Annotated in this window: 26 protein-coding genes; 8 read left to right on the top strand and 18 right to left on the bottom strand. The window is 63.0% G+C overall.

Going from position 1 to position 26,489, the window contains the following annotated elements; translation table 11 throughout:
- Positions 1–5: 5 nt before the first annotated feature.
- Positions 6–1,073 (top strand): ATP-dependent DNA ligase, encoded by a 1,068-nt coding sequence (locus tag RI444_RS20090; protein WP_062098401.1) that lies wholly within the window; start codon positions 6–8, stop codon positions 1,071–1,073.
- Between the two features lie 7 nt (positions 1,074–1,080).
- On the opposite strand, the gene RI444_RS20085 is transcribed toward RI444_RS20090, so the two are convergent.
- The 6 genes from RI444_RS20085 to ptsP all read right to left on the bottom strand — a co-directional run bounded on the left by RI444_RS20085 (position 1,081) and on the right by ptsP (position 5,171).
- Positions 1,081–1,323: a DUF6480 family protein gene (locus RI444_RS20085; RefSeq protein WP_021473025.1), complete on the bottom strand. Its 243-nt coding sequence runs from the start codon at positions 1,321–1,323 to the stop codon at positions 1,081–1,083.
- Between the two features lie 116 nt (positions 1,324–1,439).
- On the bottom strand, positions 1,440–2,234 hold the full coding sequence (locus RI444_RS20080) for an alpha/beta fold hydrolase (RefSeq protein WP_242703193.1): 795 nt from the start codon (positions 2,232–2,234) through the stop codon (positions 1,440–1,442).
- Positions 2,235–2,252: 18 nt separating this feature from the next.
- A complete protein-coding gene (locus RI444_RS20075) occupies positions 2,253–2,495 on the bottom strand; it encodes a hypothetical protein (protein ID WP_207605411.1) in 243 nt (80 codons plus the stop codon).
- An 80-nt stretch (positions 2,496–2,575) separates the two neighbouring features.
- Positions 2,576–2,995 carry a helix-turn-helix domain-containing protein gene (locus RI444_RS20070; protein WP_021473028.1) on the bottom strand — a complete coding sequence of 140 codons (420 nt, stop codon included), beginning with the start codon at positions 2,993–2,995 and terminating at the stop codon, positions 2,576–2,578.
- 135 nt (positions 2,996–3,130) lie between these two features.
- Positions 3,131–3,409, bottom strand: coding sequence for an HPr family phosphocarrier protein (locus tag RI444_RS20065; RefSeq protein WP_062098398.1), 279 nt, complete (start codon positions 3,407–3,409; stop codon positions 3,131–3,133).
- A gap of 61 nt (positions 3,410–3,470) precedes the next feature.
- Positions 3,471–5,171 (bottom strand): phosphoenolpyruvate--protein phosphotransferase, encoded by a 1,701-nt coding sequence (gene ptsP, locus RI444_RS20060; RefSeq protein ID WP_207605412.1) that lies wholly within the window; start codon positions 5,169–5,171, stop codon positions 3,471–3,473.
- A gap of 129 nt (positions 5,172–5,300) precedes the next feature.
- On the opposite strand from ptsP, the gene RI444_RS20055 reads away from it, so the two are divergent.
- The 4 genes from RI444_RS20055 to RI444_RS20040 all read left to right on the top strand — a co-directional run bounded on the left by RI444_RS20055 (position 5,301) and on the right by RI444_RS20040 (position 9,808).
- Positions 5,301–6,023, top strand: coding sequence for a TetR/AcrR family transcriptional regulator (locus tag RI444_RS20055; RefSeq protein WP_021473031.1), 723 nt, complete (start codon positions 5,301–5,303; stop codon positions 6,021–6,023).
- A 64-nt stretch (positions 6,024–6,087) separates the two neighbouring features.
- Complete coding sequence (locus RI444_RS20050; protein ID WP_021473032.1) at positions 6,088–8,157, top strand: PTS mannitol transporter subunit IICBA; 2,070 nt, start codon at positions 6,088–6,090, stop codon at positions 8,155–8,157.
- Complete coding sequence (locus tag RI444_RS20045) at positions 8,157–9,302, top strand: mannitol-1-phosphate 5-dehydrogenase (protein WP_069696230.1); 1,146 nt, start codon at positions 8,157–8,159, stop codon at positions 9,300–9,302. The genes RI444_RS20050 and RI444_RS20045 overlap by 1 nt, the downstream gene beginning before the upstream one ends.
- Before the next feature lie 176 nt (positions 9,303–9,478).
- Positions 9,479–9,808 carry a hypothetical protein gene (locus RI444_RS20040; RefSeq protein WP_207605413.1) on the top strand — a complete coding sequence of 110 codons (330 nt, stop codon included), beginning with the start codon at positions 9,479–9,481 and terminating at the stop codon, positions 9,806–9,808.
- Between the two features lie 207 nt (positions 9,809–10,015).
- Here the strand turns inward: RI444_RS20040 and cycA are convergent, their stop codons facing one another.
- From cycA to RI444_RS20015, 5 genes are all read right to left on the bottom strand, one after another.
- Positions 10,016–11,476, bottom strand: a complete 1,461-nt coding sequence (cycA, locus tag RI444_RS20035) for a D-serine/D-alanine/glycine transporter (protein WP_021473902.1) — start codon at positions 11,474–11,476, stop codon at positions 10,016–10,018.
- A gap of 173 nt (positions 11,477–11,649) precedes the next feature.
- Positions 11,650–12,411, bottom strand: coding sequence for an ABC transporter permease (locus RI444_RS20030; protein WP_062098392.1), 762 nt, complete (start codon positions 12,409–12,411; stop codon positions 11,650–11,652).
- Entirely contained in the window at positions 12,408–13,187 is a 780-nt protein-coding gene (locus tag RI444_RS20025) for an ABC transporter ATP-binding protein (protein WP_207605414.1), read from the bottom strand. The genes RI444_RS20030 and RI444_RS20025 overlap by 4 nt, the downstream gene beginning before the upstream one ends.
- Positions 13,184–13,555, bottom strand: a complete 372-nt coding sequence (locus RI444_RS20020) for a DUF1048 domain-containing protein (protein WP_207605415.1) — start codon at positions 13,553–13,555, stop codon at positions 13,184–13,186. Before RI444_RS20020 ends, RI444_RS20025 begins: the two co-directional genes overlap by 4 nt.
- 1 nt (position 13,556) lies before the next feature.
- Entirely contained in the window at positions 13,557–13,886 is a 330-nt protein-coding gene (locus tag RI444_RS20015) for a PadR family transcriptional regulator (RefSeq protein ID WP_031217003.1), read from the bottom strand.
- 217 nt (positions 13,887–14,103) lie between these two features.
- Between RI444_RS20015 and RI444_RS20010 the strand changes: the two genes are divergently transcribed.
- Both RI444_RS20010 and RI444_RS20005 read left to right on the top strand, forming a co-directional pair.
- Positions 14,104–14,547, top strand: coding sequence for a MarR family winged helix-turn-helix transcriptional regulator (locus RI444_RS20010; RefSeq protein WP_021473907.1), 444 nt, complete (start codon positions 14,104–14,106; stop codon positions 14,545–14,547).
- A gap of 19 nt (positions 14,548–14,566) precedes the next feature.
- On the top strand, positions 14,567–15,808 hold the full coding sequence (locus RI444_RS20005) for an MFS transporter (RefSeq protein ID WP_207605416.1): 1,242 nt from the start codon (positions 14,567–14,569) through the stop codon (positions 15,806–15,808).
- Between the two features lie 44 nt (positions 15,809–15,852).
- Here RI444_RS20005 and RI444_RS20000 read toward each other — a convergent pair whose 3' ends face one another.
- The 3 genes from RI444_RS20000 to rraA all read right to left on the bottom strand — a co-directional run bounded on the left by RI444_RS20000 (position 15,853) and on the right by rraA (position 19,835).
- Positions 15,853–17,319 (bottom strand): sugar porter family MFS transporter, encoded by a 1,467-nt coding sequence (locus RI444_RS20000; protein ID WP_207605417.1) that lies wholly within the window; start codon positions 17,317–17,319, stop codon positions 15,853–15,855.
- 276 nt (positions 17,320–17,595) lie between these two features.
- A complete protein-coding gene (locus RI444_RS19995; RefSeq protein ID WP_207605418.1) occupies positions 17,596–19,248 on the bottom strand; it encodes an MDR family MFS transporter in 1,653 nt (550 codons plus the stop codon).
- A gap of 113 nt (positions 19,249–19,361) precedes the next feature.
- Positions 19,362–19,835 (bottom strand): ribonuclease E activity regulator RraA, encoded by a 474-nt coding sequence (gene rraA / locus RI444_RS19990; protein ID WP_062098383.1) that lies wholly within the window; start codon positions 19,833–19,835, stop codon positions 19,362–19,364.
- Between the two features lie 155 nt (positions 19,836–19,990).
- On the opposite strand from rraA, the gene RI444_RS19985 reads away from it, so the two are divergent.
- Entirely contained in the window at positions 19,991–21,295 is a 1,305-nt protein-coding gene (locus RI444_RS19985; RefSeq protein WP_062098381.1) for an MFS transporter, read from the top strand.
- Here the strand turns inward: RI444_RS19985 and RI444_RS19980 are convergent.
- The 4 genes from RI444_RS19980 to RI444_RS19965 form a co-directional block, all read right to left on the bottom strand.
- Positions 21,292–22,521 (bottom strand): FG-GAP-like repeat-containing protein, encoded by a 1,230-nt coding sequence (locus RI444_RS19980; RefSeq protein WP_242703194.1) that lies wholly within the window; start codon positions 22,519–22,521, stop codon positions 21,292–21,294. The two genes, RI444_RS19985 and RI444_RS19980, sit on opposite strands and share 4 nt — an antisense overlap.
- Before the next feature lie 81 nt (positions 22,522–22,602).
- Complete coding sequence (locus RI444_RS19975; protein ID WP_242703195.1) at positions 22,603–23,712, bottom strand: FG-GAP-like repeat-containing protein; 1,110 nt, start codon at positions 23,710–23,712, stop codon at positions 22,603–22,605.
- A 177-nt stretch (positions 23,713–23,889) separates the two neighbouring features.
- Positions 23,890–25,173, bottom strand: coding sequence for an FG-GAP repeat domain-containing protein (locus tag RI444_RS19970; protein ID WP_062098379.1), 1,284 nt, complete (start codon positions 25,171–25,173; stop codon positions 23,890–23,892).
- 144 nt (positions 25,174–25,317) lie between these two features.
- The gene (locus RI444_RS19965; protein ID WP_069696235.1) at positions 25,318–26,460 is read right to left on the bottom strand and encodes an FG-GAP repeat domain-containing protein; all 1,143 of its coding nucleotides are present in this window, start codon (positions 26,458–26,460) and stop codon (positions 25,318–25,320) included.
- Positions 26,461–26,489 lie beyond the last annotated feature (29 nt).

Raw genomic sequence — 26,489 nt, 5'->3', positions numbered from 1 at the left:
GAGCTATGGACCTACCCGTGATGCCACCCGTTTCGCCCATGCTCGCCAAATCCGTGCCCAACATTCCTGAGGTTGGGCACTACGAACCCAAATGGGACGGGTTCCGGACCATCGTCTTCAGGGACGGGGATGACGTCATCCTGGGCAGCCGGAACGAGAAACCCATGACCCGGTACTTCCCTGAGCTGGTGGAGGCGTTGAAGAAGAACCTGCCGGAGAAATGCGTGGTGGATGGCGAGATCATCCTTATTTCCGGCAACCGGCTCGACTTCGAAGGACTGCAGCAGCGCATCCACCCCGCCGACAGCCGCGTCCGGATGCTTGCAGAGAAGACGCCGTCCTCCTTCGTCGGGTTCGACCTCCTGGCCCTCGGGGACGAAGACCTCACTGCCCGGCCGTTCTCCGAGCGCCGTGCTGCGCTGGAAAAGGCGCTCGCCGATGCCGAGCCGCCCGTGTACGTGACGCCTGCGGTCACCGACCTTGAGCGGGCACAGGAATGGTTCGTGCAGCTTGAGGGAGCAGGGCTCGACGGCGTGCTGTCCAAACCGCTCGACGGTACCTACCAGCCGAACAAGCGGGTGATGTTCAAGACCAAGCATGAACGGACGGCGGACTGCGTGGTGGCCGGTTTCCGTTGGCACAAGACGGCGGACGTCGTGGGGTCGATGCTGCTGGGGCTCTATGACGATTCCGGCAAACTCCACCACGTTGGAGTGGTGGCCGCCTTCCCCATGGCGAAGCGGAAGGCGCTGGTGGCCGAGTTGGAACCGTACCAGGTGGAGATCGCGGACCACCCCTGGGGAGAGTGGGCCAGCCAGGAAACCGGAGCGGCGGTTGGTTCGAGGATGCCGGGGGCCCAAAGCCGCTGGAGTGCCGGCAAGGACTTTTCTTTTGTTCCTCTGCGGCCCGAGCTGGTGATCGAAGTGGCGTACGACTACATGGAAGGAGACCGGTTCCGGCACACCACGCAATTCCGCAGGTGGCGGCCGGACCGGACTCCTGAAAGCTGCACGTACTCACAGCTGGAGGAGCCGGCCGACTATAACCTCGGCGAGATCCTCAAGCTGCACTAGGGGAGCTCTATTCCTCGTGCCCTTGGTCCATGCTCATGCTGTCTTCCGCTGGAGGCGTTTCTCCCGGGGGTACTCCGCCGCCGGGTTCAAGCCCTGTGACGTTGCCGTTGTCCGGATCCGGGTTCGCTGATGCGGCGGGATCGCGGTCTTCGTCCTGCCTCATGTCCGGGTCCTCGTGGATGCTGTCGGGCTCGGCCGCGCCGGACACTCCGAAGGTCTGCGGATCGTCTTCCGGGTCATAGCTGGTCATGGTCAAACCCCTTTCTAAGCAAACTTACTATTTGGCTTGCCCTGCCAGCCTAACCGTGTCCCGTCCAACGCAACAAGGGGCGTGCCGCCGTCGTGAGGCTATGCCTGCGTACGGTCCTACGTTGCGGCGACGAAGCTCCGGATGGCGTCCGCAACGGTCTTCGGCCTCATGTGTTGGGCCACATGTCCCACCCCCGGAATCTCCACCAGCCTGCCCTGGGGAACAGCGCGGGAGAGCCGCAGCGACCATTCGGGTCCTGCCACGTGGTCGCGGCTGCCGCGCAGGATCAGCACGGGGCTCCCAACAAGGCCGAGTCGTTTCTCGGTGGGGTACTCCATCATCACGGGCAGCTCGGTGAGGTACCAGCGAGGGCCGCACAGGAAGTAGTCGGAGACGACGATCCAGTTGGAGGACGGACTTTCGCGAAGGAGCCCATCCAGGAAGAGGGCCAGCGATTGCCGCCGTACGTTCTTGTGCTTCGAATCCACCACGGGACCCATCAGAACCACGTGCGAGGCCTGCTCCGGTGCATGAAGCGCAGCCTCGATGGCGAACTGCACACCCATGGAGTGGCCCACCAGCACGTAGGAGGTAATGCCTTTCGCTTTCAGCGTCTCCGCAATGAAGGCCCCGTATTCCTCGGCCGTGACTTGATGGTCCGGTGTGGGCGTGCCCGCAAAACCCGGCAGGTCGAACGAGTACGTCGGTGAACCTGCGGCAAGAACGGCGTGGAGACGCGCAAGGTAACGGTGTGAGACGCCGATGCCGTGAATCAGGATGTACACGGGGCTGTCCGGGGAGCCGGGCGATGGCTGCGAGCCGGGTGGCGGGGTTCCGTTCGTCCAAAGGATGCGACCCTTAAGCCCGCCGGCTTCGACGTCTTCCGAGCGCAGGGGCGTGCGGCGTGTCAATCGTCCTCGCACCCGGTTCTACTCCCGCGCAGGGTCGTCAGACCCGGCTGATTCATCCGCGCTCTGGTGAACGTCGGCAGCGTTGGCCGCTTCCCGGCGTCGGGCGATCTTTGATTCCGTCCACATCGCGACGGCGACGAACACAACGCACGCGAACATGAACGTGGCCACGAAGTTCAATCCCATGGCCGAGCCAAGGGGTGCGGCAACAGCCATGGCGGCCGCGCCGGTCACGATATGCCACCCCTTGAAATTTCCCACCAAATAAGCGTAACCCCGGCGTTTGCGGCACTCCGCCTCTTGGCCGGGATCGTTGCTTGATCCTTATCACCACGCCCTGTCTACGGCGTGTCGTCAGGTCCTGCGGCTTCCTCTGCCGCATTGGCGGCGGCTTCCTTGCGCTTCTGCTTTTCCAGCCAGGCCATGATGGCAGCCTGCCGGATACGGCGATGGGTTCCCCGGTACTCCACGGGGATTTCGCCGCGGTCGGTCATATTCCGCAGATAGGTGTGCGAAATCCCGGCAAGCTCAGCTGCCTGGGAGGTGGTGAGCATTTCCTCGACACTGCTGACGGTCACGGTTTCGCCCCGGCTGAGCCGCGCGAGGAGGTCGACGACGGCGTCCTTCGCCTGATCGGGCAGGCGGTGGACGGTGCCATCGACGAACACAGTGATGTCGTTGCTGTCCTGGAGCGAGCGTGCCAGGTTCCGGGCGTCATCGGCGGGAAGGCCGGCCGTAACGCGGGGAGCTATCAATGCCATGGCAGAAGCCTAGCGCGGCTGCACCCCAAGGCGGTGTTGCATGCCGGTTCGCCCGTTTCGACGATTAGCTGCGTGTTAGACGTTTCCTACCGTCTAACACGCAGCGAGCCATCGAATCGGGCGGCAAGCCAAGAGTCAGACGGCGTCCAGGTCCGTTTCCAACAGTTTCACCAAGGCATCCAGTGCCTCGTCAGCACCTTCACCCTCTGCCCGGAGCACCACCACATCGCCCTTGGCCGCGCCAAGCGTCATCAGGGACAGGATGCTGGCGGCGTCGAGGGCGTCTTCGGCGGGTTCTCCCTGCATGGCGATGGTGACGTCCACGGGCTGTTCACCGGCGGCCTCGGCAAAGAGCGCCGCGGGACGCGCGTGGAGGCCGGACTTGCTGGCGATGGTAGCTGTGCGTTCGGGCATGGGTTTCTCCTTGCGGTTGGGAACTTGCGGAACTTGCTGGATGCGGCGGGTCGGGCTGGACTTACAGCCCGAGGTCTTCGAGTACCGGGAGCTTGGCGCGCACCCACTCGCGGGCTTCCGTCGCACTTGGTGCGGACAGGGCCAGCCGGGCCAGCTCCTGCGCCTGTTCCAGTGTGACGGTCTTCAGGACAGTCCCGACGGCGGCCAGCGAGCGCGCGGTCATGGACAGTGTGCTGACGCCAAGGCCGGTGAGTACGACGGCGAGCGCAGGGTCCGCGGCCGCCTCGCCACACACGCCGACAGGCTTGGGATCGCCTTCCCGGCCGGATGCTTCGGCGGCCGAGCCTTCCACGGTGAGCTGCACCAACCGGAGAACTGCGGGCTGCCACGGAGTGTTCAGTTCGGCCAAGGGGCCCAGCTGGCGGTCGGCTGCCATGGCGTACTGGGTGAGGTCGTTGGTGCCGAGTGAGGCGAAAGCGACCTCCCTGAGCACTGTGGCCGCGGTGAGCGCTGCCGAGGGCACTTCCACCATTACGCCCGGTGTTTTCAGTCCGGCTGCGGCGCAGAGCGAGGCGAAGCGGCCGGCTTCGGCTGCGGTGGAGATCATCGGCGCCATGACCCACACATCGGCTTCTGATTCGGAGGCGGCCTGTGCGATTGCGGAGAGTTGGCGTTCCAGCACGCCGGGGGTGGTGAAGTCGGTCCGGTAGCCGCGGACGCCCAGCGCGGGGTTGGGTTCCGTGGCATCGGTGAGGAAGGGCAGGGGCTTGTCCGCGCCGGCGTCCAGGGTGCGAAGCACAACCTTCTTGCCGGGGAACGCGTCAAACACTGCCTTGTAGGCCGCGGCCTGTTCGTCCACGGAGGGCTCGGTGTCGCGTTCGAGGAAACAGAACTCGGTGCGGAACAGGCCAACGCCCTGGGCGCCCAGCCCCGCGGCGGCAACCGCGTCCTTGGCACCTCCGACGTTGGCGAGCAGCGGCACCAGGTGTCCGTCCGCCGTCGTGCCGTTTCCGTCGAAGGAAGCGAGCGTTGCCGAGGTTTCCGCCCAGGCCATTGCGGCGGTGCGCTGTTCATCGGAGGGTTCCAGGGAGACGAGGCCCGCGGCGCCGTCAACGTAGATTTCGGTTCCGTCGGGTACGGAGTCGACGCCGTGGGCCGCCACCACGGCAGGGAGGCCGAGGGAGCGGGCAATAATCGCGGTGTGTGACTGCGGTCCGCCGCCGGAGGTGACCAGGGCCAGCACTGTGGAGGGGTCCAGTGTGGCGGTGTCGGCGGGGGCGAGGTCTTCGGCGACGAGGATGAAGGGGGTTGCCGAGGAGGGGATGCCGGGCGCGGGAACGCCGCGGAGTTCGGCGACGATGCGGGCACGGACATCCAGGACGTCGGTGGCGCGTTCGGCCATGTAGCCGCCCAGATTATGCAGCATTTCGGAGACGGAGGCGCCGGCTTCCCAGATGGCACGTTCGGGGGAGGTTCCTGCATTGATCAGCTTGGTGGCCGATTTCAGCAACATGGTGTCCTTGGCCATCAGTGCCGTCGCTTCGAGGACGGCCTTGCCGTCGCCGCTGGCGGTGTCTGCCCGGCGCTTGAGCTCGTCATGGACGGTTTGGGCTGCTGCCTTCAAACCGGCGACGGCGTCTTCCGCGCTGGCGTCCGCTGCGAGCCGTTCGCCCGCGGGCGGTTCGCTGACCGGCTTGGGCATCTGCCGAACGGAACCAATGATGCGTCCAGGGCTTACCCCTACTCCTTGGAAATTCTGCACTGAATCCTCTGTTCCTGCTGGTTGGATCTGACCCTGCGGCATCGGCACCACGAGCCTTGAAGTCGAGCTTACAAAATTGTGCTGTGAGCCACTTCATATAGCAACGCTATAGGTGCTAGGGTAGCGGCTATGAGTTTCGATGACCAGCTTCCGCCTAAAATTCGGTTGCTTCGCGCAGCTGCCGAATTGCTGGCGAATTCGGAAGGGTCAGCGGTCTCTACGCGCCAAATCACCAAGCTTGCCGGTGTCACGGCGCCTACGCTCTACCACCACTTCGGAACCAAAGAGGGCTTGTTCGACGCTGTCGTGTCGGCCGGTTTCGAAGAGTACGTGGCCAAGGAGCGCGACTTTGCACCGTCCGGGGAACCACTGGAGGACGTCAGGCGGATGTGGGACAACCACGTCAGGTTCGGACTCTCCCAGCCCCATCTGTACTTGGTGATGTTCGGCAATATTCGCCCGGAGAGCCGCCCGGCCATCGTGGCCGACGCGGAAGCCCTCCTGGAGGAGATGCTGAACAAGGCCGCCATCTCAGGACAGATCAATGTGCCGCCCCGCGAAGCGGCGCGCAGCATCCTCGCGGCCAATGTGGGCGTCACGCTCATGCTTATCGCCGAACCGGCCGAAGACCGGAACCTGGAGCTATCAACAATGACCCGGGATTCCATGATCTTCGCCGTCTCCACGGATACCGCCCGTGGCGCCGCAGCGGAGGACTCCGGTAAGTCCTCCGTGGTTGTTGCGGCAATCGCCCTGAATGCGGCACTGCAGGCCTCGCATTCTGACCAACTGTCCAGTTCTGAATTGAAGCTTTTCCTGGAATGGCTTCACCGCATCTCCAGCAGCTCCTAAAGCTGTCCTCTCGATCTATATCGACTGACCCCGCGCCGCCGCGGGAAACACGTTAGGATTTCACATGGCAACAGAGACCGTTGCGAAGCCCCGCACCAGCGTTCGCGTTGGTGTCCAAAAATTCGGAACCTTCCTGTCCGGCATGATCATGCCCAACATCGGAGCCTTCATCGCGTGGGGCCTCATCACGGCCCTGTTCATCGAAAAGGGCTGGTTCCCCGTTGCCGAGTTGGGCGGGTTCGGCACCAACGCCGAGGGTGAGCCCAACGGGGGCATCGTCGGCCCGATGGTCACCTACCTCCTTCCGATCCTGATCGCTTACACCGGCGGGCGGATGGTCTATGACGTCCGCGGCGGTGTGGTTGGTGCCATCGCAACCATGGGTGTCATCGCAGGAACCGACTCGCCAATGTTCATCGGTGCCATGATCATGGGCCCGCTGGGCGGTTGGACCATGAAGCAGATCGACCGCCTGTGGGACGGGAAGATCCGCCCGGGCTTCGAAATGCTGGTGAACAACTTCTCGGCAGGCATCTGGGGCGCAGCGTTGGCCCTCGGCGGTTTCTATGGTCTGTCCTGGGTGGTCCAGCGCTTCACTGAAGGTGCGGGCGCCGTTGTGGGCTTCCTCGTCAACAACGGCCTGCTTCCCCTGACCAGCATCTTCATCGAGCCGGCCAAGGTCCTCTTCCTCAACAACGCCATCAACCACGGTGTCCTCACACCTTTGGGCATCCAGCAGTCCCTGGACCAGGGCAAGTCCATCCTCTTCCTGCTTGAGGCCAACCCCGGCCCCGGCTTCGGCATCCTGCTGGCTTACATGTTCTTCGGCCGCGGCGCCGCGAAGGCTTCGGCTCCCGGTGCTGCCGTCATTCACTTCCTCGGCGGTATCCACGAGATCTACTTCCCGTACGTCCTGATGAAGCCGATCCTGATCCTCGCTGCCATCGGCGGCGGCATGACCGGCATCGCAACCCTGGCCATCACCAACTCCGGCCTCGTTGCTCCCGCAGCTCCGGGTTCCATCATTGCCGTACTGGCCCAGACCTCCCGCGACAGCTATGTGGGCGTCATCCTGGCTGTGGTCCTCGCAACGGCAGTTTCCTTCCTGATCGCATCGCTCATCCTTCGGACCTCCAAGAACAAGGGCGAAGACGACCTCAGCGCCGCCACGTCCCGCATGGAAGCCATGAAGGGCAAGAAGAGCTCCGTTTCCTCCGCCTTGGTGGGCGATGAATCCGCCGCCGGCCGCGGTGAAGGCACTGTCCTCACCCGTCCCGTCCGGAACATTGTCTTCGCTTGCGACGCCGGCATGGGTTCCAGCGCCATGGGTGCCTCGGTGCTGCGGAACAAGATCAAGGCAGCCGGCTTCCCGGACGTCAAGGTCACCAACTCCGCAATCGCCAACTTGAGCGACACTTACGACGTTGTGGTCACGCACCAGGACCTCACCGAACGGGCACAGCCGCGGACCTCATCCGCCGTGCACTACTCGGTGGACAACTTCATGAACAGCCCAAAGTATGACGAGATCGTTGAACTGGTGCGGACCAGCAACGACGCAGAGGCAGGCGGTGCCGCCGTCGCAGAGAGCACGACGCCGGAAACCACCGCAGGTGCCCGGCCTGCCGCAGCTGCCACTCCCGCTGCTCCGGGTACCAGCCATGGTGCGCATGCCGCGGAACCGGCCACCGCCGTCGAAGGTAAGGGCGTCCTGCTTGCCGAAAGCGTGAAGCTGAACGGCTCCGCGCAGGACCGTGACTCTGCCATCGACGAGGCCGGCCAGCTCCTCCTGGACCGCGACGCCGTGGATGTCAGCTACGTCCACGCCATGCACGAACGCGAGGAATCAGTGTCCACCTACATGGGCAGCTTCCTGGCCATCCCGCACGGCACCAACGACGCCAAGGACCACATCAAGCACTCGGCTGTTTCGATCGTCCGCTACCCCGAAGGCATCGACTGGGGCGGCAAGCAAGTGAAGTTCGTGGTCGGTGTGGCCGGCCTCAACAATGAACACCTCCACATCCTGTCCTCAATCGCGAAGATCTTCACCAACAAGGCCCAGGTGGCCCGCTTGGAGGAAGCAACCACGGTTGAGGAAGTCCTGGAGCTGTTCGGAAAGGTCAACGCATAGTGAAGGCAGTCCATTTTGGGGCAGGCAACATTGGACGGGGATTCGTGGGGCTTTTGCTGCACGAGGCCGGCTACGAAGTGGTGTTCGCGGATGTCGCGGACGCGCTCATCAGCCAGTTGGCCGGCGCGGACAGCTACGACGTGCATGAAGTGGGCGAGCACGCCGCGGTCAAGACCGTGGACGGCTTCCGCGCACTGAACTCGGCAACCGAGGAAGCTGCCGTCGTGGAGGAAATCTCGACGGCGGATGTGGTCACCACCGCCGTGGGGCCGCACATCCTCAAGTTCGTGGCACCCGTGATCGCCCGCGGCCTGGCTGCCCGCCCCGCAGGGATGCCCCCGCTCCAGGTGATGGCTTGCGAAAACGCGATCAACGCCACGGACATCCTGCAGCAGGAGGTCCGCTCCGCGTGGGACGAGTCCGCAGGCAGCCTGGACGCCGTGGCTGTCTTCGCCAACACCGCAGTGGACCGGATCGTCCCCAACCAGGCGCCGGGCCAGGGCCTGGACGTCACCGTGGAGACCTTCTATGAGTGGGTCATCGACCGGACTCCCTTCGGCGGCAACGCACCGGTCATCCCGGGAGCGACCTTCGTGGACGAGCTGGGTCCCTACATCGAGCGCAAGCTCTTCACGGTGAACACGGGGCACGCCTCGGCTGCATACTTCGGGTACCAGGCAGGGCTGGAGAAGATTTCCGATGCCATGGCCGATCCTTCCGTCGCGGCAAAGGTGCGGGCCGTGCTGGAGGAAACCAAGGAACTCCTGGTGGCCAAGCACGGCTTTGCGGAAGCGGAGCAGGAAGCGTATGTGCAGAAGATCCTGTCCCGCTTCACCAACCCCCACCTGCCGGATACCGTGGTCCGGGTTGGTCGTGCACCCTTGCGGAAGCTCGGACGGCACGAACGGTTCGTTGGACCCGCTGCGGAGCTGGCCGAACGCGGCGTGACACCCTTGGCGTTGCTCGAGGCGATGTCGGCAGCTCTTCGATTCGACGAACCCTCGGACGACGAAGCCGTGGAGCTCGCCAAGCTGCTGTCCGAACTGGACGCGGCCGCCGTCGTCGAACGGGTCACGGAACTTCAGCCGTCGCATCCGCTGTTCCCCGCCGTGCAGAAACTCGTCGAGGACCGCCAAGCCCGCTGATCCTCTATCACTTCCCGCCGGTTTCCGCCGGTTCCTCTATCACCTCCCGCCGGTTTCCGCCGGTTCCTCTATCACCAACAGAAGAGCCCGACCCGTCACTCACCTGTGCCGGCGTCGGGCTCTTCTCTTGGTCAAGAGGCGCTCGGCCCACACGCTCTATCACCTCCCGCGGGTTTTTGGCGGTTCCTCTATCACCTCCCGCCGCGTTTGGCGGGACGCTCTCTCACATCCCCAACGGCACCCTGACGTCGCGGATTTCCGGCCTTGACCAGGAGGGCATCCAACTCCTTCTCGACTACGAGCGCGCCCACGGCAACCGCCTCCCGGTCATCCAGATTCTCGAAAGCCGGCTCAACGCGCTCAAGGGTGGAACGGAGCCAAGCGGAACCACCGCGCCCGAGGTGAGCCAGTCGAGCACAGGCTCGCCGGTGAGCCCTGCGACGTCGGGCCCTCCGGTTAACCCGCCGTCGCAGGGTGACCCCACCAATCCGGCCCAGCCCCGCTAACCACCATCACTCTGCATGGTGCGGGAGGATCGCCCGAAACGCGTCGGGATGTGGGAGAGCAATCCGGAAAAGGCGTCGGGATGTGGGAGAGCAAACCGAAAAACGCGTCGGGATGTGAGAGAGCGGCGGTAGCAGGGGGAAAGCGCAAAGCCCGACGTCGGGCACCCCGGCTGGGTGTCCGACGTCGGGCTTTTATTGCGTGAGTGCTTAGCGCGCTGCCGCGGTTTCCCTCTCAGCCATTGCCTTCCACTCGGCCACGCGGGCCTGGTGGAGCGGTGACCGGCGGACGACGGCGTACGCGATGCCGAGGACGGCGAACCAGATCGGCGTGACGAGCAGTGCAGTGAGCGTGTCCGGCTGCGTCGTCAGGGCCCAGACCAGGAACGCGAAGAATGCGAACACCACCCAGACCATGGGGATGCCGCCGGGCATCTTGAACGGGGAGGCCGCGTGCTGCTCGGGGCGGCGTTTGCGGTAGACGAGGTAGCTGGCCAGGATGATGGACCAAACGAACATGAAGCAGACCGCGGATACCGTAGTCACCATGTCGAACGCGGCGCCAACGTCCTTGCCGGCGTAGAGGAGAACGACGCCGGCCAGCAGCAGGACGCAGGACAGGAACAGGGCGTTCTGGGGTACTTTGCGGCGGGAGAGGTGGCCGAAAAGCTTGGGCGCGTCGCCGTCGTTCGCTAGGCCGAAGACCATCCGGGAGGTTGAGTAGATACCGGAGTTGGCCGAGGACATTGCAGAAGTCAGCACCACCAGGTTCACCACGGTAGCGGCCATGCCGAGGCCGGCCAAGGAGAACATCGCGATGAAGGGGCTGTGCCCGGCCTTGAACTCGGTCCACGGGGTAACGGACATGAGGATGATGAGGGCGCCTACGTAAAAGAGCATGACGCGCAACGGAATGGCGTTGATGGCGCGGGGGAGGTTGTGCTCCGGGTTCTTGGTTTCAGCTGCCGCCGTGCCAACCAGTTCGATACCCACGAACGCGAAGACAGCTATCTGGAAGCCTGCCACGAAGCCCATGAATTCCTTGGGGAAGAAACCGCCGTGGCTCCACAGGTTGGTGAAGCTGGCCGTGCCGGCGTTCGACTGGAAGCCGGTGAAGATCATCACGAGGCCAACAACGATCAGGGCAACGATTGCCACGATCTTGATCAGCGCGAACCAGAATTCCGTCTCGCCGAAAGCTTTGACAGTGGGCAGGTTCAGGAGCAGCAGGATGAGGATGGTGGCCAGGCCCGGGATCCACAATTGGATGCCCGGCCAGAGCTCGTTGGCGTAACCGGCGATCGCGATGACGTCCGCGACGCCCGTTACTACCCAGCAGAACCAGTATGTCCAGCCCGTGAAGAAGCCCGCCCAGGGTCCCAGGAGGTCGCCCGCGAAGTCGCTGAAGGACTTGTAGTTGAGGTTGGACAGCAGGAGTTGGCCCATGGCGCGCATCACGAAGAAGAGCATGAAGCCGATGATCATGTAGACAAAGATGACGGAAGGGCCGGCTACGGAGATGGTCTTGCCCGAACCCATGAACAGGCCGGTTCCGATTGCGCCGCCGATAGCGAGGAGCTGAATGTGGCGGTTGCTGAGCGCGCGTGACAGGTGCGGTTCGCTGTCCCGGCTGGAGGCAGCGCGCTGCCCCGTGGTTGTTTGGTCTGACATGTTTGTTCAAGAACCCTTCGGAAGAACCGTCACAAAGGTGACGGCCGTTACAAATCTGCTTGACCAAGCTATAGCCAAGTGTGGGCAATTGACCAATCGGTCGGTTGGCGGATGTCGTGGCGGCTTAATCGAGCGCGGGCGTGGCGCTTGGGCAGCACCACGCCCTCGCCTCCCTAACCGTTTTTCCGTCGGTAGATACCGTTAGCAGCGGCGTACGCCACCGCGAGGATGCCGAGGCACCACGCCAGTGCCACCCAAATGTCCGATCCCACGGGCTTCTGCGCGAACAGGTTCTGGAGGGTGTTGACGATCGACGTGACCGGCTGGTTTTCCGCGAACCAGCGGACAGGTCCCGGCATGGTGTCCGTGGGGACGAAAGCCGAGCTGATGAAGGGCAGGAAGATCAACGGGTAGGAGAATCCCCCCGCACCGTCCACCGACTTTGCGGAGAGCCCGGCGATGATGGCGATCCAGGTAAGGGCAAGCGTGAAAAGTGCCAGGATGCCGGCCACGGCGAGCCAGTCAAGGATGGTGGCCGATGTCCGGAACCCCATGAGAAGCGCAACGCCAACAATGATCACCAAGGATAGGCCGTTCGCCGCGAGGGACGTCAGGACGTGCGCCCAGAGTACCGACGACCGTGACACCGGCATTGACCGGAACCGCTCGAAAATTCCGCCCTGCAAATCGGTGAAGAGGCGGACCGCCGTGTAGGCAATGCCCGAGGCGATGGCGATCAGCATGATGCCGGGCAGGAGGTAGTTCACATAGTTGGAAGTCCCGGTGCGGATGGCGCCCCCAAAAACGTAGACGAACAGCAGCATCAAAGCGATCGGTGTGATCGCGGTGGTGATGATGGTGTCCATGCTTCGGAAGATGTGCCGCATGGAACGGCCGGTCAGTACCGCGGTGTCCATCACAAAATGCGTGCTCATGACCTGTCCTTCACTGATTCGCCATGTCCCACCAGCGTAAGGAAGATGTCCTCGAGGCTGGGTTGCTTTTCGACATACTCCACCGTGGCCGGCGGAAGGAGGCGCTTGAGTTCCGCCAACGTTCCATTGGCGATGATCCGGCCGCCGTGCAGGATGGCGATTCTGTCCGCGAGGTTCTCCGCCTCGTCAAGGTACTGGGTGGTGAGGAGCACGGTAGTGCCTTGGCTGGCGAGGTTCCTGACGATGTCCCACACTTCCAGCCTGGCCTCGGGATCGAGCCCCGTGGTGGGCTCATCGAGGAAGATGACCCGAGGTTCGCCGACCAGGCTCATGGCAATATCCAGCCGACGGCGCATGCCGCCTGAGTAGGTTGCGACCTTCCGCGCCCCCGCGTCCGTGAGTCCGAACCGCGCAAGCAACTGGTCTGCGGCTTGTTGCGGGTGCTCCAGATGCCGCAACCTTGCCACCAGCACCAGGTTCTCCCTGCCTGTGAGGATCTCGTCGACGGCAGCGAACTGTCCGGTCAGGCTGATGACTTCGCGAACCTTATGAGGCTGGGCGCCGACGTCGAAGCCCTCGACGGCGGCTTTCCCGCCGTCCGCTGCGAGCAGCGTGGACAAGATCCTCACCAGCGTGGTCTTCCCTGCTCCATTGGAGCCCAACAACGCGAAGATGCTCCCGCGTGGAACGTCGAAATCGACGCCTCGAAGAACATCGGTGTCCTTGAAGGACTTCCGGACATTCTTGACGACGATTGCAGGGGCTGGTGTGGTCATGACTCCGCCTCCTTCTTCCTGGCGTCTTCCACGGCCTTGGTGAGCCGCTCGCGTTCCTTGTCGATCCAGCGCTTCCCCCCGTATGCCTGGGCGAAGGTTTCAGCGAACTCGATGGGGTCCTCCCCGACAATCCCGCCGATGGGTGCGCCGTCGATCGCTGCACGTTCCCAGAGATCGGCGAGGTCCGTGAACATCTGGACCATGGTCCCGCCCTCGGTCACGCCGCCGTAGTACATCAGGTACCGGTTGTATGCCGCGGCCACGGTCCGGTACGGCTCGGGAAGCGCGTCCATTCGGGATTTCGCCTGCTTGTACTGCTTCTTCTGTTCGAGTGATCCGGTGACCGTTTCGATCCATTTCGCCGTCATGTCAGTTCCCTCCCTTGCGGAGTTCTTCGAGCCGTTCGGACAAGAAGCTCCACGTGTTCCAAAATTCCTTGAGTTCGTTCTCGCCCTTGGTGTTGAGCGTGTACACCTTGCGGGGCGGACCTTTTTCCGACGGACGCTTCTCGACGTCCACCAGGCCTTTCTGTTCGATCCGGACCAGTAAGGCATACACAGTGCCTTCGGCGATATCGGTGAAGCCCCGGGCCCGCAATTTGGTGGTTATTTCGTATCCGTACGCGGCTTGTCCGGTGAGGAGGGCCAGAACGATGCCTTCCAGCGTCCCCTTGAGCATCTCCGTCATTTGCTTTCCCATGGGAGACCTCTCGCTACTCAGTGTTACTAGCTACCAGTACATAGTAAGACTGAGTAGCGGTACTTAGCAATACTTAGTTGCGACCCGCGGCAAGCTTCTTTAGCCCACCCAACCAGGTCGCATTAGTGCGCGTTCTCACGGCTGAAAACGCGCTCAGCTGCGACCCGGTTGGGACACTGTTGACATTTAGGTATCCTAACTATTAGGGTACCTAAATATGACGAAAGCTTTCGATCCCGCGCTCCTCGACTTGGCGCAGGAATTCCGTGAGACCCTGCGCCTGGGCGTATACATGTTCCGCCGGCTGGACCCTGAAGGGGAGCTCACGGCTGCGCAGCTCAGCCTGCTGGCCATGATTTCCGACGGCGGCCTCCGCGTCGGAGACGTCGCCCGGAACCTTGGAATCAAGGTCCCCAGCGCCACCGAACAAATCATCAAGCTTGAGCGCGCAGGCCTCGTCAGCAGGCAGCCGGACCCCGATGACTCCCGGGCCGTGCAGGTCGCCATCACCCAGGCCGGCATGACCGCCGTCGACTCTGCCAACCAGCGCAGGAACGAGCTGGTAGCCACGCTGTTGCAGGAACTCAGCGACGACGAACTTGGGCACCTGACGGCGGCACTGCCCGTGATCACGAAGATCAACAACGCTTTCCAGAACTAATCCGAAAGGGGCACACCACATGTCACGCCAGTTGGCTGACGCCTCAACGAGCGCCGAAAACACTTTGGAAGCCGAGAAGGTTTCTTTCCTCAAACAGCCCAAGGCAGTGTGGGCAACGGCCCTCGCCGCAGTATTCGCCTTCATGGGTATCGGCCTTGTTGACCCCATTCTTCCCGCGATCGCCGAAAACCTGGACGCCTCCACCAGCGAAGTGTCCCTTCTGTTCACCAGCTACTTCCTGGTGACGGCCGTGGCCATGCTCATTAGCGGCTACGTGTCCTCGCGGATCGGCGGCAAGAAAACGCTGCTGATTGGCCTCGCGGTGATCGTGGCGTTCGCTTCCCTGTCCGGACTCTCCGGCAGTGTGGAGCAGCTGGTGGGCTTCCGTGCCGGCTGGGGACTGGGTAATGCGTTGTTCGTGGCCACGGCGTTGGCGGTGATCGTTGGCGTTGCCAGCGGTGGAACCGGAACGGCGATCATCCTCTACGAGGCAGCCCTGGGCCTGGGCATCTCGCTCGGACCACTGCTGGGTGCCTTGTTGGGTGGCTGGCAGTGGCGTGCCCCCTTCTTTGGCACCGCGGTCTTGATGGCTGCCGCTTTCATCGCCCTGATCGCTTTGCTGCCCAAGACCCCTGCCCCTGCCAAGAAAGCGCGGCTGCGGGATCCGCTCCTTGCGCTCGGTCATAAGGGTCTCAGCACCACCGCCGCCAGTGCGCTGTTCTACAACTACGGCTTCTTCACCATCCTGGCCTTCACCCCGTTCATCCTTGGCATGGACGCGTACGGCATCGGGGGAGTGTTCTTCGGCTGGGGCGTTGCTGTTGCAGTGTTCTCGGTTTTTGTGGCCCCGGTCCTGCAGAATCGCCTCGGTGCGGTCAAGGTCCTCAGCGGAACGCTGTTCTTCCTCATGCTCGACCTGATCGGGCTGGGACTGGCCGCGGGGCACTCGGCGCCGGCCGTCGTCGTGCTTGTCATCGCTGCCGGCGCCCTGCTGGGCGTCAACAATACGATCTACACCGAACTGGCCATGGGTGTTTCCGATTCACCGCGACCCGTTGCCTCCGCCGGGTACAACTTTGTCCGCTGGATGGGCGGCGCACTGGCGCCGTTCGCGGCCGCGCAGCTCGGCGAACATTTCGGTCCCCAGGTGCCGTTCTTCGCCGGCGCCGTGGCCATGGTGTTCGCCATCCTGGTGGCGTTCGGCGGGCGCAAATACCTGAAGGCCCACGAACCCCACCTGGTCCAGCACCCAACTAAGTAGCAGCAGTGCGCGTTTTGAGCCGTCAAAACGCGCACTTTTGCGACCTACTTGGGCTGGTCGGCCGTGGGCAGCGGTGTTACGGGGACGCCCTTGGGCACGAAGAGCGTTTCCGCCTGCTCAAGGGACATGCCGTTGGTCTCCGGCACCTTGAACATGACAAAGAAGAACGACGCCGCAGCGAACGCTGCGTACATGGCGTACGTCAGCGGAAGCGAGGCTGCCGCCATGACAGGAAAACTCAGCGTGATGGCGAAGTTGGCAATCCACTGCGCTGCCGCGGCCAGGCCAAGGGCGCGTGCGCGGATGCGTGAAGGGAAGATCTCGCCCAGCAGGACCCACACCAAGGGACCCCAGGAAGCTCCGAAGCTGATCACGAAGACGTTGGCTGCCACCAGGGCAGCCGGACCCCAGCCACCCGGTAGGGAAATGGCCGTGCCGGTGCCGGTTGCAGAGGAAAACGCGACCGCCATGACGCCAAGGGACACGGCCATGCCAATGGAGCCCGTCAGCAGGATCGGACGACGGCCCACGCGGTCCACCAAGGCGATGGCCACCAAGGTGACCAGGATGTTGGTGACCGAAGTTGCCACTGAGATGGTCAGCGAGTCCTTCTCCTGGAAGCCGACAGCCTTCCACAGCGTGGTGGAGTAGTAGAAGATCACGTTGATGCCCACGAACTGCTGCAACACGGACAAGATGATGCCGATCCAGACCACGGGCTGCAATCCGAACGCCCTGCCGCGCAGGGAGCCCTTCTTGCTGGAGAGTTCGTCTTCCTGGATTCCCTCGCGGATCTCGCGGATGTGGCGCTCGATGTCCTCGCCGGGCATGATGGCGTCGAAGACTTTGCGGGCTTCCTTGTCCTTGCCGTTCAGCACAAGGAATCGCGGGGACTCGGGCAAGCGGTAGGCGATCAGGCCATAGACGGCGGCCGGAAGAGCGCAGGCAATGAACATCCATCGCCAAGCCTCGATGCCCAGCCAGAAGTCGTTGGCGGCGCTGCCCGCGGAGTTGGCCAGCAGTGCGTCGGACAGGAGCGCGGCGAAGATGCCGGTGGTGATGGCCAGCTGTTGGAGTGAGGCCAGACGGCCACGTACGTGGCGGGGCGAGATCTCCGAAATGTAAGCGGGGGCGATCACCGATGCCAGGCCGATGCCGAGCCCGCCCACGAGGCGCCAGAAGATAAGGTCCCAGACGCTGAACGCCAGGCCCGTTCCAAGGGAGCTCACCAGGAAGAGGATGGCGCCGATCTTCATGGCCGGGATGCGGCCATAGCGGTCGGCGACTTTGCCGGCCAGATAAGCACCCAAGGCGCATCCAAGCAGGGCGATGGCAACCGCAAAACCGGTCACGGCCTCGGTCAGAACGAACTCATCCTTCATGGCATCGACGGCGCCGTTCACAACGGACGAGTCGAAGCCGAACAGGAATCCGCCGACAGCTCCCGCGACCGCGAGGCCGACCACCTTTCGGGAGACTGGCGGGGTGCCTTCAGCGCTGGAGTTGGACATGGTTCTCCCTTGGGACTTGTGGTTGGGATTCACGGTGCAGTCGTCATCGGCTTGACCGACGGGGACGCCGGTGCACACGCGCTACACAGTGTGGCACGTCATATCGGGCAAGTTCCAGTCACAAGGAAAGGATGACATGCATTCACTAAGTGAATACATGTCATCCTTTTTGGGTCTTCAGGCGTTAATTCCCCCTCTGAAGTGGGCTTTTGACCCTACTTGCGTCAATGAAATGAACACAAGGAGTGGTCGGGCCCATGAATCGAAGAAGTAGGCCTAGTGAGCCGGGGCTGCTTCCTTGGCGGCCGACTTGGGGTCGGTGAGCTTCTTGTTGGGCAGGGCGAAGCTGATCAGGAACGCGATGACCATCAGGCCCGCCGCCGTCAGCATGACGACGTCAATTGCTTGCGCGAACCCCTCAGTGATGGGCCTGGTGAGGGTGCTGTTGGCGGCGTGGACCCAACTGGTGTCATTGAGGGAGTCGTTGCTTGCGCCGTTCTTGAAGAAATCGAACAGCTTGGCGTTGGCGGGGTCGCCGGCAACGGCAGGGTCATTCATCACGGCTTGGTAATCGGGGTTGGAGACCGCGGTCTTCATGCCATCGGCGATCTTGTCGGCGGCCAGGCTGAAGAGCAGGGAGATGAAGACGGCAGTGCCGACGGCTCCGCCCATGGAGCGGAAGAATGCTGCGGTGGAGGTTCCCACGCCCATGTCCTTTGGTGGCACGGAGACCTGCATGGCGAGTGTCAGGGGCTGCATGCAAAAGCCCAGACCGACGCCGAAGAACACGGCGATCAGGCCCGGTACCCAGAGTCCGGTGTCGACGCCCAGGACCAGGCCCATGGCCAGGGCGGCGCCTGCCAGGATGGCCGTCCCCATGATGGGGAAGACCCGGTAGACGCCGGAGGACGAGATGGTACGGCCGGCACTGATGGACCCGAACAGGATGCCGACGGTGAAAGTGATCATCATGAGACCGGCTTCGGTGGGGGTGAGGCCCTTGACCAGCTGCAGGTACATGGGGAGCATCGCGATGGCACCGAACATTCCGATGCCAATGATGAAGTTCAGCAGCGAGGAGAGCCCGAAGGTGGCGTTGCTGAACAGTCGGAGCGGGATGAGTGCGTAGTCGCCGGCCTTCTTTTCGACGAACAGGAAGGCTCCGATGCCCACCACGCCGAGTCCGTAGCAGAGCCAGGAGGCGCCCGAGGCCCAACCCCAGGTGCGGCCTTGCTCGGCGACCAGAAGCAACGGCACGATTCCCAGGGTGATGGTGGCAGCACCCCAGTAGTCGATCTTCTGCTTCACATGCCGGGCCGGCAGGTGCAGGAACATGTAGACCACAACCAGCGCGGCAAGGCCGATGGGGAGGTTGATGAAAAAGACCCAGCGCCAACCGTCAAAACCGAGGATGTTGCTTGCACCGGCCAGGGCGCCGCCGATCACCGGCCCCAGGACCGAGGAAATGCCGAATACGGACATGAAGTAGCCCTGGTACTTGGCCCGGTCCTTCAGAGCAACGATGTCTCCGATGATCGTGAGAGCCAGGGCCATGAGGCCGCCTGCTCCAAGGCCTTGCACGCCCCGGGCCATTGCGAGCTCAGTCATGGAATGGACCGAACCCGCATACAGCGACCCTGTCAGGAAGATCGCAATGGCAACCAGATACAGCGGGCGTCGGCCAAAGATGTCGCTGAGTTTGCCGTACAGGGGAGTGCTGACGGTGGACGTGATGAGGTAGGCGGTAGTTGCCCACGCTTGGAGGGACAGTCCATCAAGATCGTTGGCGATGGTGTAGATGGACGTCGACACAATGGTCTGATCCAGCGAGGACAGGAACAGGCCGAGCATGAGTCCCACCATGACGGTGAGGGTCTGACGGTGGGTCAGCACCTCGCCGGCGGCCCTGGCTGAGGCGGATTTGGACATGTGGTTCTCCAAGGAAGCAGAAGGAAATCGGGAAGCGACAGATAGTTGCTTTCAGTAACTATCCTAATCCCTGTTTGATTCCCGAAAGAACTGCCGGACGGAACCGTGAATCCTTAGCGCTCCACCAGGATGCCGTCGGGATCGCTGTACACCATGACGCCGGGCTGGATCCGGACATGGTCGATGACGATCTCAACGTCGACTTCTCCTACGCCGGTCTTGGCGCTCTTTTTGGGGTTGCTCCCCAAGGCCTTGATGCCAAGGGACAAAGTTGCCAGCGCTTCACGGTCCCTGACTGCCCCGTTGATGATGACGCCGGCCCATCCGTTGGCCACGGCGCTCGCCGCAATCAGGTCTCCCATGAGGGCGGTACGCAATGAACCTTGGCCGTCGACAACCAGGACGGCGCCTTCACCGGGAGTAGCAAGCACGGACTTGACGAGTGCATTGTCCTCAAAGCACCGGATAGTCCGGGCCGGTCCGCTGAAGTGCGATTCACCGCCGAAGTTTTGAAACTGTACAGAGATGGACTCCAGGTCCTCGCCGCGCTCGTCGTAGAGATCGGCCGTGTTCAGATGCTCGCTCAAGGTTTCTCCTTCTGGGTGTGATGCCACACTAACGCTGGAATCGCGCGGACGGCACGGTTGACTGGATCTATGTGGATATAGCCGACGCACAGGGTTTGGCGCCCTCCGCCCGCGCTAGGCTGAATCCAAACATTTAAAACAGGGGGGAACCTGCCATGAGTTTGTCCGACCTTCCGGGGCCGGTCCCCGACCCTTTGATCGGAGCATCGAGAACGACGACGGCACTCGCCGAACCCGTGGAACGCGTCCGGGGACTGTGGGTCACCGGGGTGGTGCTGGTCAACCTTGGCATCAACGCCGCTTTCTTCGGTCCTCTCCAGGTTCTGCTGGGGCAACAGGCGGAGCATTTCAACGCTGCGGAGAAGGAAGCAATCCTGGCGTTGGTAACCGGATGCGGCGCCGCGGTTTCCTTGGTTGCCAACCCGCTCTTCGGCGCCTTCAGTGACCGGACAACCTCCCGCTACGGCCGCCGTGTTCCCTGGGTCCTGATGGGGGCGGTCCTTGCCGCTGCGGCTTTGGTCGCCTTGGCCGGTGCCCCCAATGTTGCCGTCATGACCTTGCTGTGGTGCCTCGTGCAGGCGGGGGCGAACGCCATGTACGCTGCGATTTTTGCAGCTGTCCCGGACAGGGTTCCCGTTCCACAGCGGGGAACGGTGGGCGGTTTGGCCGCTATGGGCCAGACGGTCGGCATTCTGGTCGGCGCGGTGATTGCCGCCGTCGTTGCCGGTAACTTTGCCGCAGGATACTGGGTGTGCGCCGCGTCGCTGCTGGCCGGCATTGTTCTCTATCTCTTCAAGAGCGACGATCAGCCCCTGCCTGCCGGCGAGCGTCCCTCGTTCAGGCTGCTGGGATTCCTCCGGGGCTTCTGGGTCTCGCCCAAACGCTACCCGGACTTCGCATGGGCTTGGCTGACCAGGTTCCTGGTGAGCACAGGCAATCACATGGTGACGATCTACCTGCTCTTCTTCCTGGGGGACGCAGTACGCCTGAAGGAGACCGAAGGCATCGAACCCGAAGTCGGTGTTCTTGTGGTTACGGGCCTGTATGCGGTCACCGTGATCATTACCAGTGTTGTGGGCGGAAGGCTCAGTGACAGGATGGGCAAGCGGAAGCCTTTGGTGATTGCTTCATCAGCCATCATCGCAATGGCCTCGCTGATCCTCGCTTTCGCACCTACGTGGGTCGGGGCGATTTCCGGCGCCTTGGTGCTGGGGATCGGCTTTGGAGCCTACCTGGCAGTCGACTTCGCGCTGATCACCCAGGTCCTCCCCGCAGCCCTCGACCGCGGAAAGGACCTTGGCGTCGTCAATATTGCCAACTCACTGCCGCAGGTACTGGCGCCGGCAATCGCCTATCTTTTCGTCAAGAACCTTGGCGGCTATGTCTCGCTGTACGTGGCCGCAGCAGTGATCGGGCTCTTGGGGGCCGTCTTTGTAGTGAAAATCAAGAGCGTGGCCTAGAAAACAGCCGTGAAGCCACCCCATCCCCAACCGACCACGGTGGAACCCTTCCAGCGGAAGCCGGCAATACCCCAGTGGCTGAAGTCGGATGTGTCGCCGAAGTACATCGTGAGCCTTCCGCTGCGGTCGATTCCGTAAATGTCCGAATCCCCGTCGCCGTTGAAGTCTCCGGCCATTCCGAATCGCACCACCGAATCCCACCCACGGCCGATTGTGCCCGCGTAACTTCCAGGCAGACCATACTCTTCGAAGTATCCGTTGCGGTTCGACGTCCGGGCTTGCAGGTCTCCCCAAAACGTCCTCGACAAAGTCACCACGCTCGAATAGTCAAAGAAGTGGCCGGCTCCCACGGAGTCCATGTCTTGCCACCCTTGACCTATCCAGCGGGGCGGGAGCCAGCCCCCGTGGCCATTGCCCGGGTACAGGAAGAGACTGCCTGCAGAGTCCACCGCGAGGATGTCATTGCTTCCATCGCCGTTGAAGTCGCCGGCGGCGCTAATTTCCTTGAAACCTTGCCAGCCCTGGCCCACCTGCAGTGCCTTCTTCCAGCCGCCGGATCCGTTGCCCTGATAGAGGAAGAGACGCCCCTGCCCATCCCTCGCTAAAACGTCCACGGTTCCGTCACCGTCAAAGTCGCCGGGTGAGACCAGAAGGTCAAAGCCGTTCCAACCCCAGCCGATGACTTGGGGTGCCTGCCAGTTGCCGTGTCCGTCGGTGGGGTACAGCAACAAACGGCCGAAGGAATCGCGCGCAAATATGTCCAGTGTGCCATCGCCGTTGAATCCCCTGGCCCGTGGCGCTGCCGCGACCCGGAGCGGATGGGAGGCTTGAACAGTTAAGGACGACTCGGCGTCGTAAGTCACTGTCAGGTTGGCGGCGACCACTCGTCCCAAGTCGGCGGCCGTAGCCCGGTACGTGATGCCGTTGGCCCCCGGGATGACCACGCCGTCCCGGGTCCAGAAGTAGGAAATGGCGGGTGTTCCGCCTGCCGGCGACACGTAGGCGAACGTCGCCTTGATATCGACTTTCAGGAGCCCGCCTACCGTTGGATCCCCTACGAGTCTCGGTGCGGTGGAGACATAGACGTAACGGGTAGGTACGGCCGCGGAAGGCACGGCAGCCTGGGCAGGCACGCCGGAAACCAGGAGACTGCAGGCAAGGGCGGAGGCGGCAACGAGCATCGAGAGCCGGCGGCGCCGTGGGCCCGCGAAAATGAAAGATTTCAAGATTTCCTCAGGAACTAAGGACCGGGGTGGTCGGTGGGAGAGTGAAGGGGGCAGGAGAGTCAGGGGCGGACAGGCAAGCGCCTAGAAGACGGCCGTAAAGCCACCCCAGCCCCAACCGACGACGGCGGAACCCTTCCAGCGGTAACCAAGAGTGCCGCGACGTTGAACGTTGGACGGGTCGCCGAGATACATCGTGAGTTTGCCGCTGCGGTCAATTCCGTAAACGTCGTAGTCGCCGTCGCCATTGAAATCGCCTACGCTGCCAAAGCGGGCAACCGTTTCCCATCCCCAGCCGATGTTACCTGCAAAGCTTCCGGGGATTCCGTAGTCGTTAAACCATCCGTTCCGGATCCCGTTGCGTGCCTGTAAGTAGCCGGTCCAGTCTTTGGAGAGCACGACGACGTTATGGTCGCCGAAGAAGTGGCCCGCGCCTGCGGTCTCCAAGTCCTGCCAGCCCTGACCAATGCGCACTGGCGTCAGCCACCCGCCCCGACCGTTACCCGGATACAGGAACATGGAGCCGCTCGCGTCCTTTGCCAGCACATCGTTGGTACCGTCGCCGTTGAAGTCTCCGGCCGTGGTAAGTTCCTTGAAGACGTCCCAGCCCTGGCCCACCTGCAGTGCTCTCTTCCAGCCGCCGGATCCGTTGCCTTGATAGAGGAAGAGGCGGCCTTGGCCGTCCCGCGCCAGGACGTCCACGGTTCCGTCACCGTCAAAATCGCCGGGGGACATCAGTAAGTTGAAGATGTTCCATCCCCAGCCGATGACTTGGGGCGCTTGCCAGTTTCCTCTACCGTCGGTTGGGTAGAGAATCAGGCGACCGGAGCCGTCCCTGGCAAAGATGTCGAGCGTGTTGTCCCCATTGAACCCGCGGGCACGCGCGGCCGCCGCAACCCGCAGTGGGTTTTCTGCCTGCACGGAGAGGTGTGATTCAGCGTCGTAAGTGATGATGAGGTTTGCTGCGATCACCCGGCCCAGGTCTGCGCTGGTTGGGCGGTACGTGATGCTGGTGGCGCCGGGAATCACCACGCCATCCCGGGTCCACGAATATGAAATGGCTGGAGTCCCACCCTCCGGAATGACGTAGGCAAACGTCGACGAGATGTCTACTTTCAGCAGACCGCCCACCGTTGGATCTCCCTCGAGCCGAGGAGTGCCGTTGGTGTAGACGTATCGCGCCGGTACGGCCACCGTTGGTTCTCCGGCCTGGGCTGGAAGAGATGGTGCAACAAGAAGGACGGACAGTAAGGATGCAGCAAAGGCACAGTACAAGCGGCGACGGCCTGATATGCGCGCCAGCGAAGAAGCTGTGGGTTCCAAAGAGTCTCCCGGAAGGTCGGAATGTGGTTGTCGAGTTGTGTTGAAGCCCTAGAAAACAGCCGTGAATTCGCCCCAGCCCCAACCCACGACGCCGGAACCCTTCCAGCCGCCCGCGTTGTTGCCGTAGTACATGCGCATTTGCCCGGCGGTGTCGATGCCCCAGACGTCGTTCACGCCGTCGCCATCGAAGTCGCCCACGCCGCCCAGCTTGGTGATGGCGTTCCAGCCCTGCCCTATGACCCGGCTTGTGGTCCATCCGCCTGAACCGTTGCCGCCGTAGAAGACGAGGTTTCCTGCGGAGTTCCTGGCCAGGACGTCGGGTTTGCGGTCTCCGTCGAAGTCGCCGGGGGAGAAGATCGCGGTCATGCCGTTCCATCCCCAACCCACGGTCGACGCAGCCAGGAAGCCGCCGTAGCCATTGCCCGGATAGAGGACCAGTTCGCCGTTTGTCTTGCGGGCCAGGAGGTCGTTGTTGCCGTCGCCGTTGAAGTCCCCTGCGGCGAAGATCGAATTGAAGATTCCCCAGCCCCAACCGATTTGTTGGCGGGGGTTCCAGCCTCCGTACCACGTGCCTGGGTACAGGAAGAGGGAGCCGGCAGCATCGCGGGCAATGACGTCGTTCTCGCCGTCATTGTTGAAGTCGCCCGCCGCGATCATCGTGTTGAAGATGTTCCAGCCGGACCCGACCTCGTAGGCCTGCTTCCAGGTACCGTTTCCTCCGGTGGGGAACAGCCCGAGCCGGCCCCAGGAATCACGGATCAGCAGGCTCATTGTGAAAGGGTCCCAGTAGTTGTCACGGTAGAACCCGCTGGTGTGGGGACGATCGAGGCTGACTGTGGAGGAGTAGTTGAAGTCCAGGGCATCCAACGGAACGGCCGCTGTTCCGGAGCTCGGAAGGTTGTCCGGGTTGTAGTTCAGGGATCCGTCACGCCAGTACACGATGACGTGGCCGGCCTCGGTCTGAATTTCCACGTACTGGGCACGGTAGCTGCCCGGCGCGGCTCCCGGCGCGAAGAAGACCTCGAACGTGTACGTGGAGTCCGTTGGGTTGTAGGAACCCCGGGTCACCTCGCGGTGGACCGTGCCCGTCGCTGTGTTCCGGAAGGCGACGTAAACGTCTGCGATCGGTGCTGAGGCCTTGAGGGTGATCCGTGACTGGGCATGGCCGCCGGCACCGATGGACGTTGGGGTGGTGGATACTGCTACCGGGACGGGAGCGAACGCGTCGTCGGCCAGCGCTGCAGGTGCCGAGCCCAAGCCGCTGATAAGAAGAAAAAACGTGACGAATACAGCGAGCCAGGTGCGCGCACGGCGCGCAGGAGTGATCCCCATTGTTCCCCCAAGTCAGGCTGGTTGCAGATAACCGAGCCGGTGTAAGTGACTTGAGGGTACATCGGGATAGCCGGCGTCTGGGAATTTCCTGGGAACATTTCCAGGCTTAAAGCAAGTCAAACCCCAAAACCAACCGAAATCGGTTTAGAACACCGGGTTGAAAGCGCCCCAACCCCAGCCGATGACGCCCGAGCCGTTCCACCCGCCGTCGCCGTTGCCGTAGTAAGCCAACAACTGGCCGGAACCGTCCACTGCGAACACGTCCACATTGCCGTTGGCGTCGATGTCTCCTGCTGCGGCGATGGCGGACATGCCGCCCCAGCCCCAGCCGATGGTTGCTGAGCCGCGCCAACCTCCGGCGCCGTTGCCGGCGTAGAGACGCAGGTTGCCGGAAGTATCGCGGGCCAGGATGTCGACGTCGTGGTCACCGTTGAAGTCGCCGGGGGTGATGATCTGGTTGAGGATGTTCCACCCGGTGCCCACCAAGGAGCGGTTAAGCCAACCGCCCTGCCCGTTGCCTGGGTAGAGGTACAGGTTTCCGGTGGTATCCCTGGCGAGGACGTCGTTAACGCCGTCGCCGTTGAAATCGCCGGGAGAGACGATCGACGTGAAGCCGTTCCAGCCGCTGCCGATTTGGCGACCGGCTACGAAGCCGCCGCTACCTGTGCCTTCGTAGAGGAACAGCCGGCCTGCCGAGTCCTTGGCGAGGACGTCGTTGGCGCCGTTACCGCTGAAGTCGCCGGGCGAGAACACTGTGTCGAAGCCGTTCCAGCCGGGGCCAATAATGCGCGCCGGTTCCCAGGCGTTGTTGATCCGGGGATAGAGCATGAGCGTTCCGTCGGTGCGGCGTGCGAGCAGCTCGAAGGCGCCGCGGCCTGTGAAGCCGTTGGCCCGGTTGGACGCTGAAACAGGCGGGGTCTCCTCGCTGGACACCTGCTGGCCCCCGCACCCGTTCTGGCTGGCTACAAGGTGTGCCGCAATGGTTTTGCCCTGGTCCTCTTCAGTGAGGACGTAGTTTGGCCACTGCCTGGAGGAGATGACACCGTCGCGGGTCCAGTAGATGCTGTAGTCGGGACCGGCCGCGAGGCCGCAGCCCATGTACGAGCCCTGTTCGATCTCCACAGTGAGTGTTGATCCGACGAACGGCGCTCCGTGGACCACCGGCTGGTCGGGTTCCGCGGCGGCCATGGCAGGCGCCGGTGCGAAAGTGACTGCGGCGACGATTGCGGCCGCAATTCCCGCCACCGCCCGGCGCACGCCGAACGTAGGGCGTGATGAAGCGCTCATGGTGTCCTCCCCAGACTTATGCCCTTATA

The sequence above is a fragment of the Paenarthrobacter sp. AT5 genome, from assembly GCF_032764245.1.
In the GTDB taxonomy this organism is placed as follows: domain Bacteria; phylum Actinomycetota; class Actinomycetes; order Actinomycetales; family Micrococcaceae; genus Arthrobacter; species Arthrobacter ureafaciens.
Note: the sequence above shows the minus strand (reverse complement) of the source record. Positions and strands in the feature narration are given on the sequence as shown.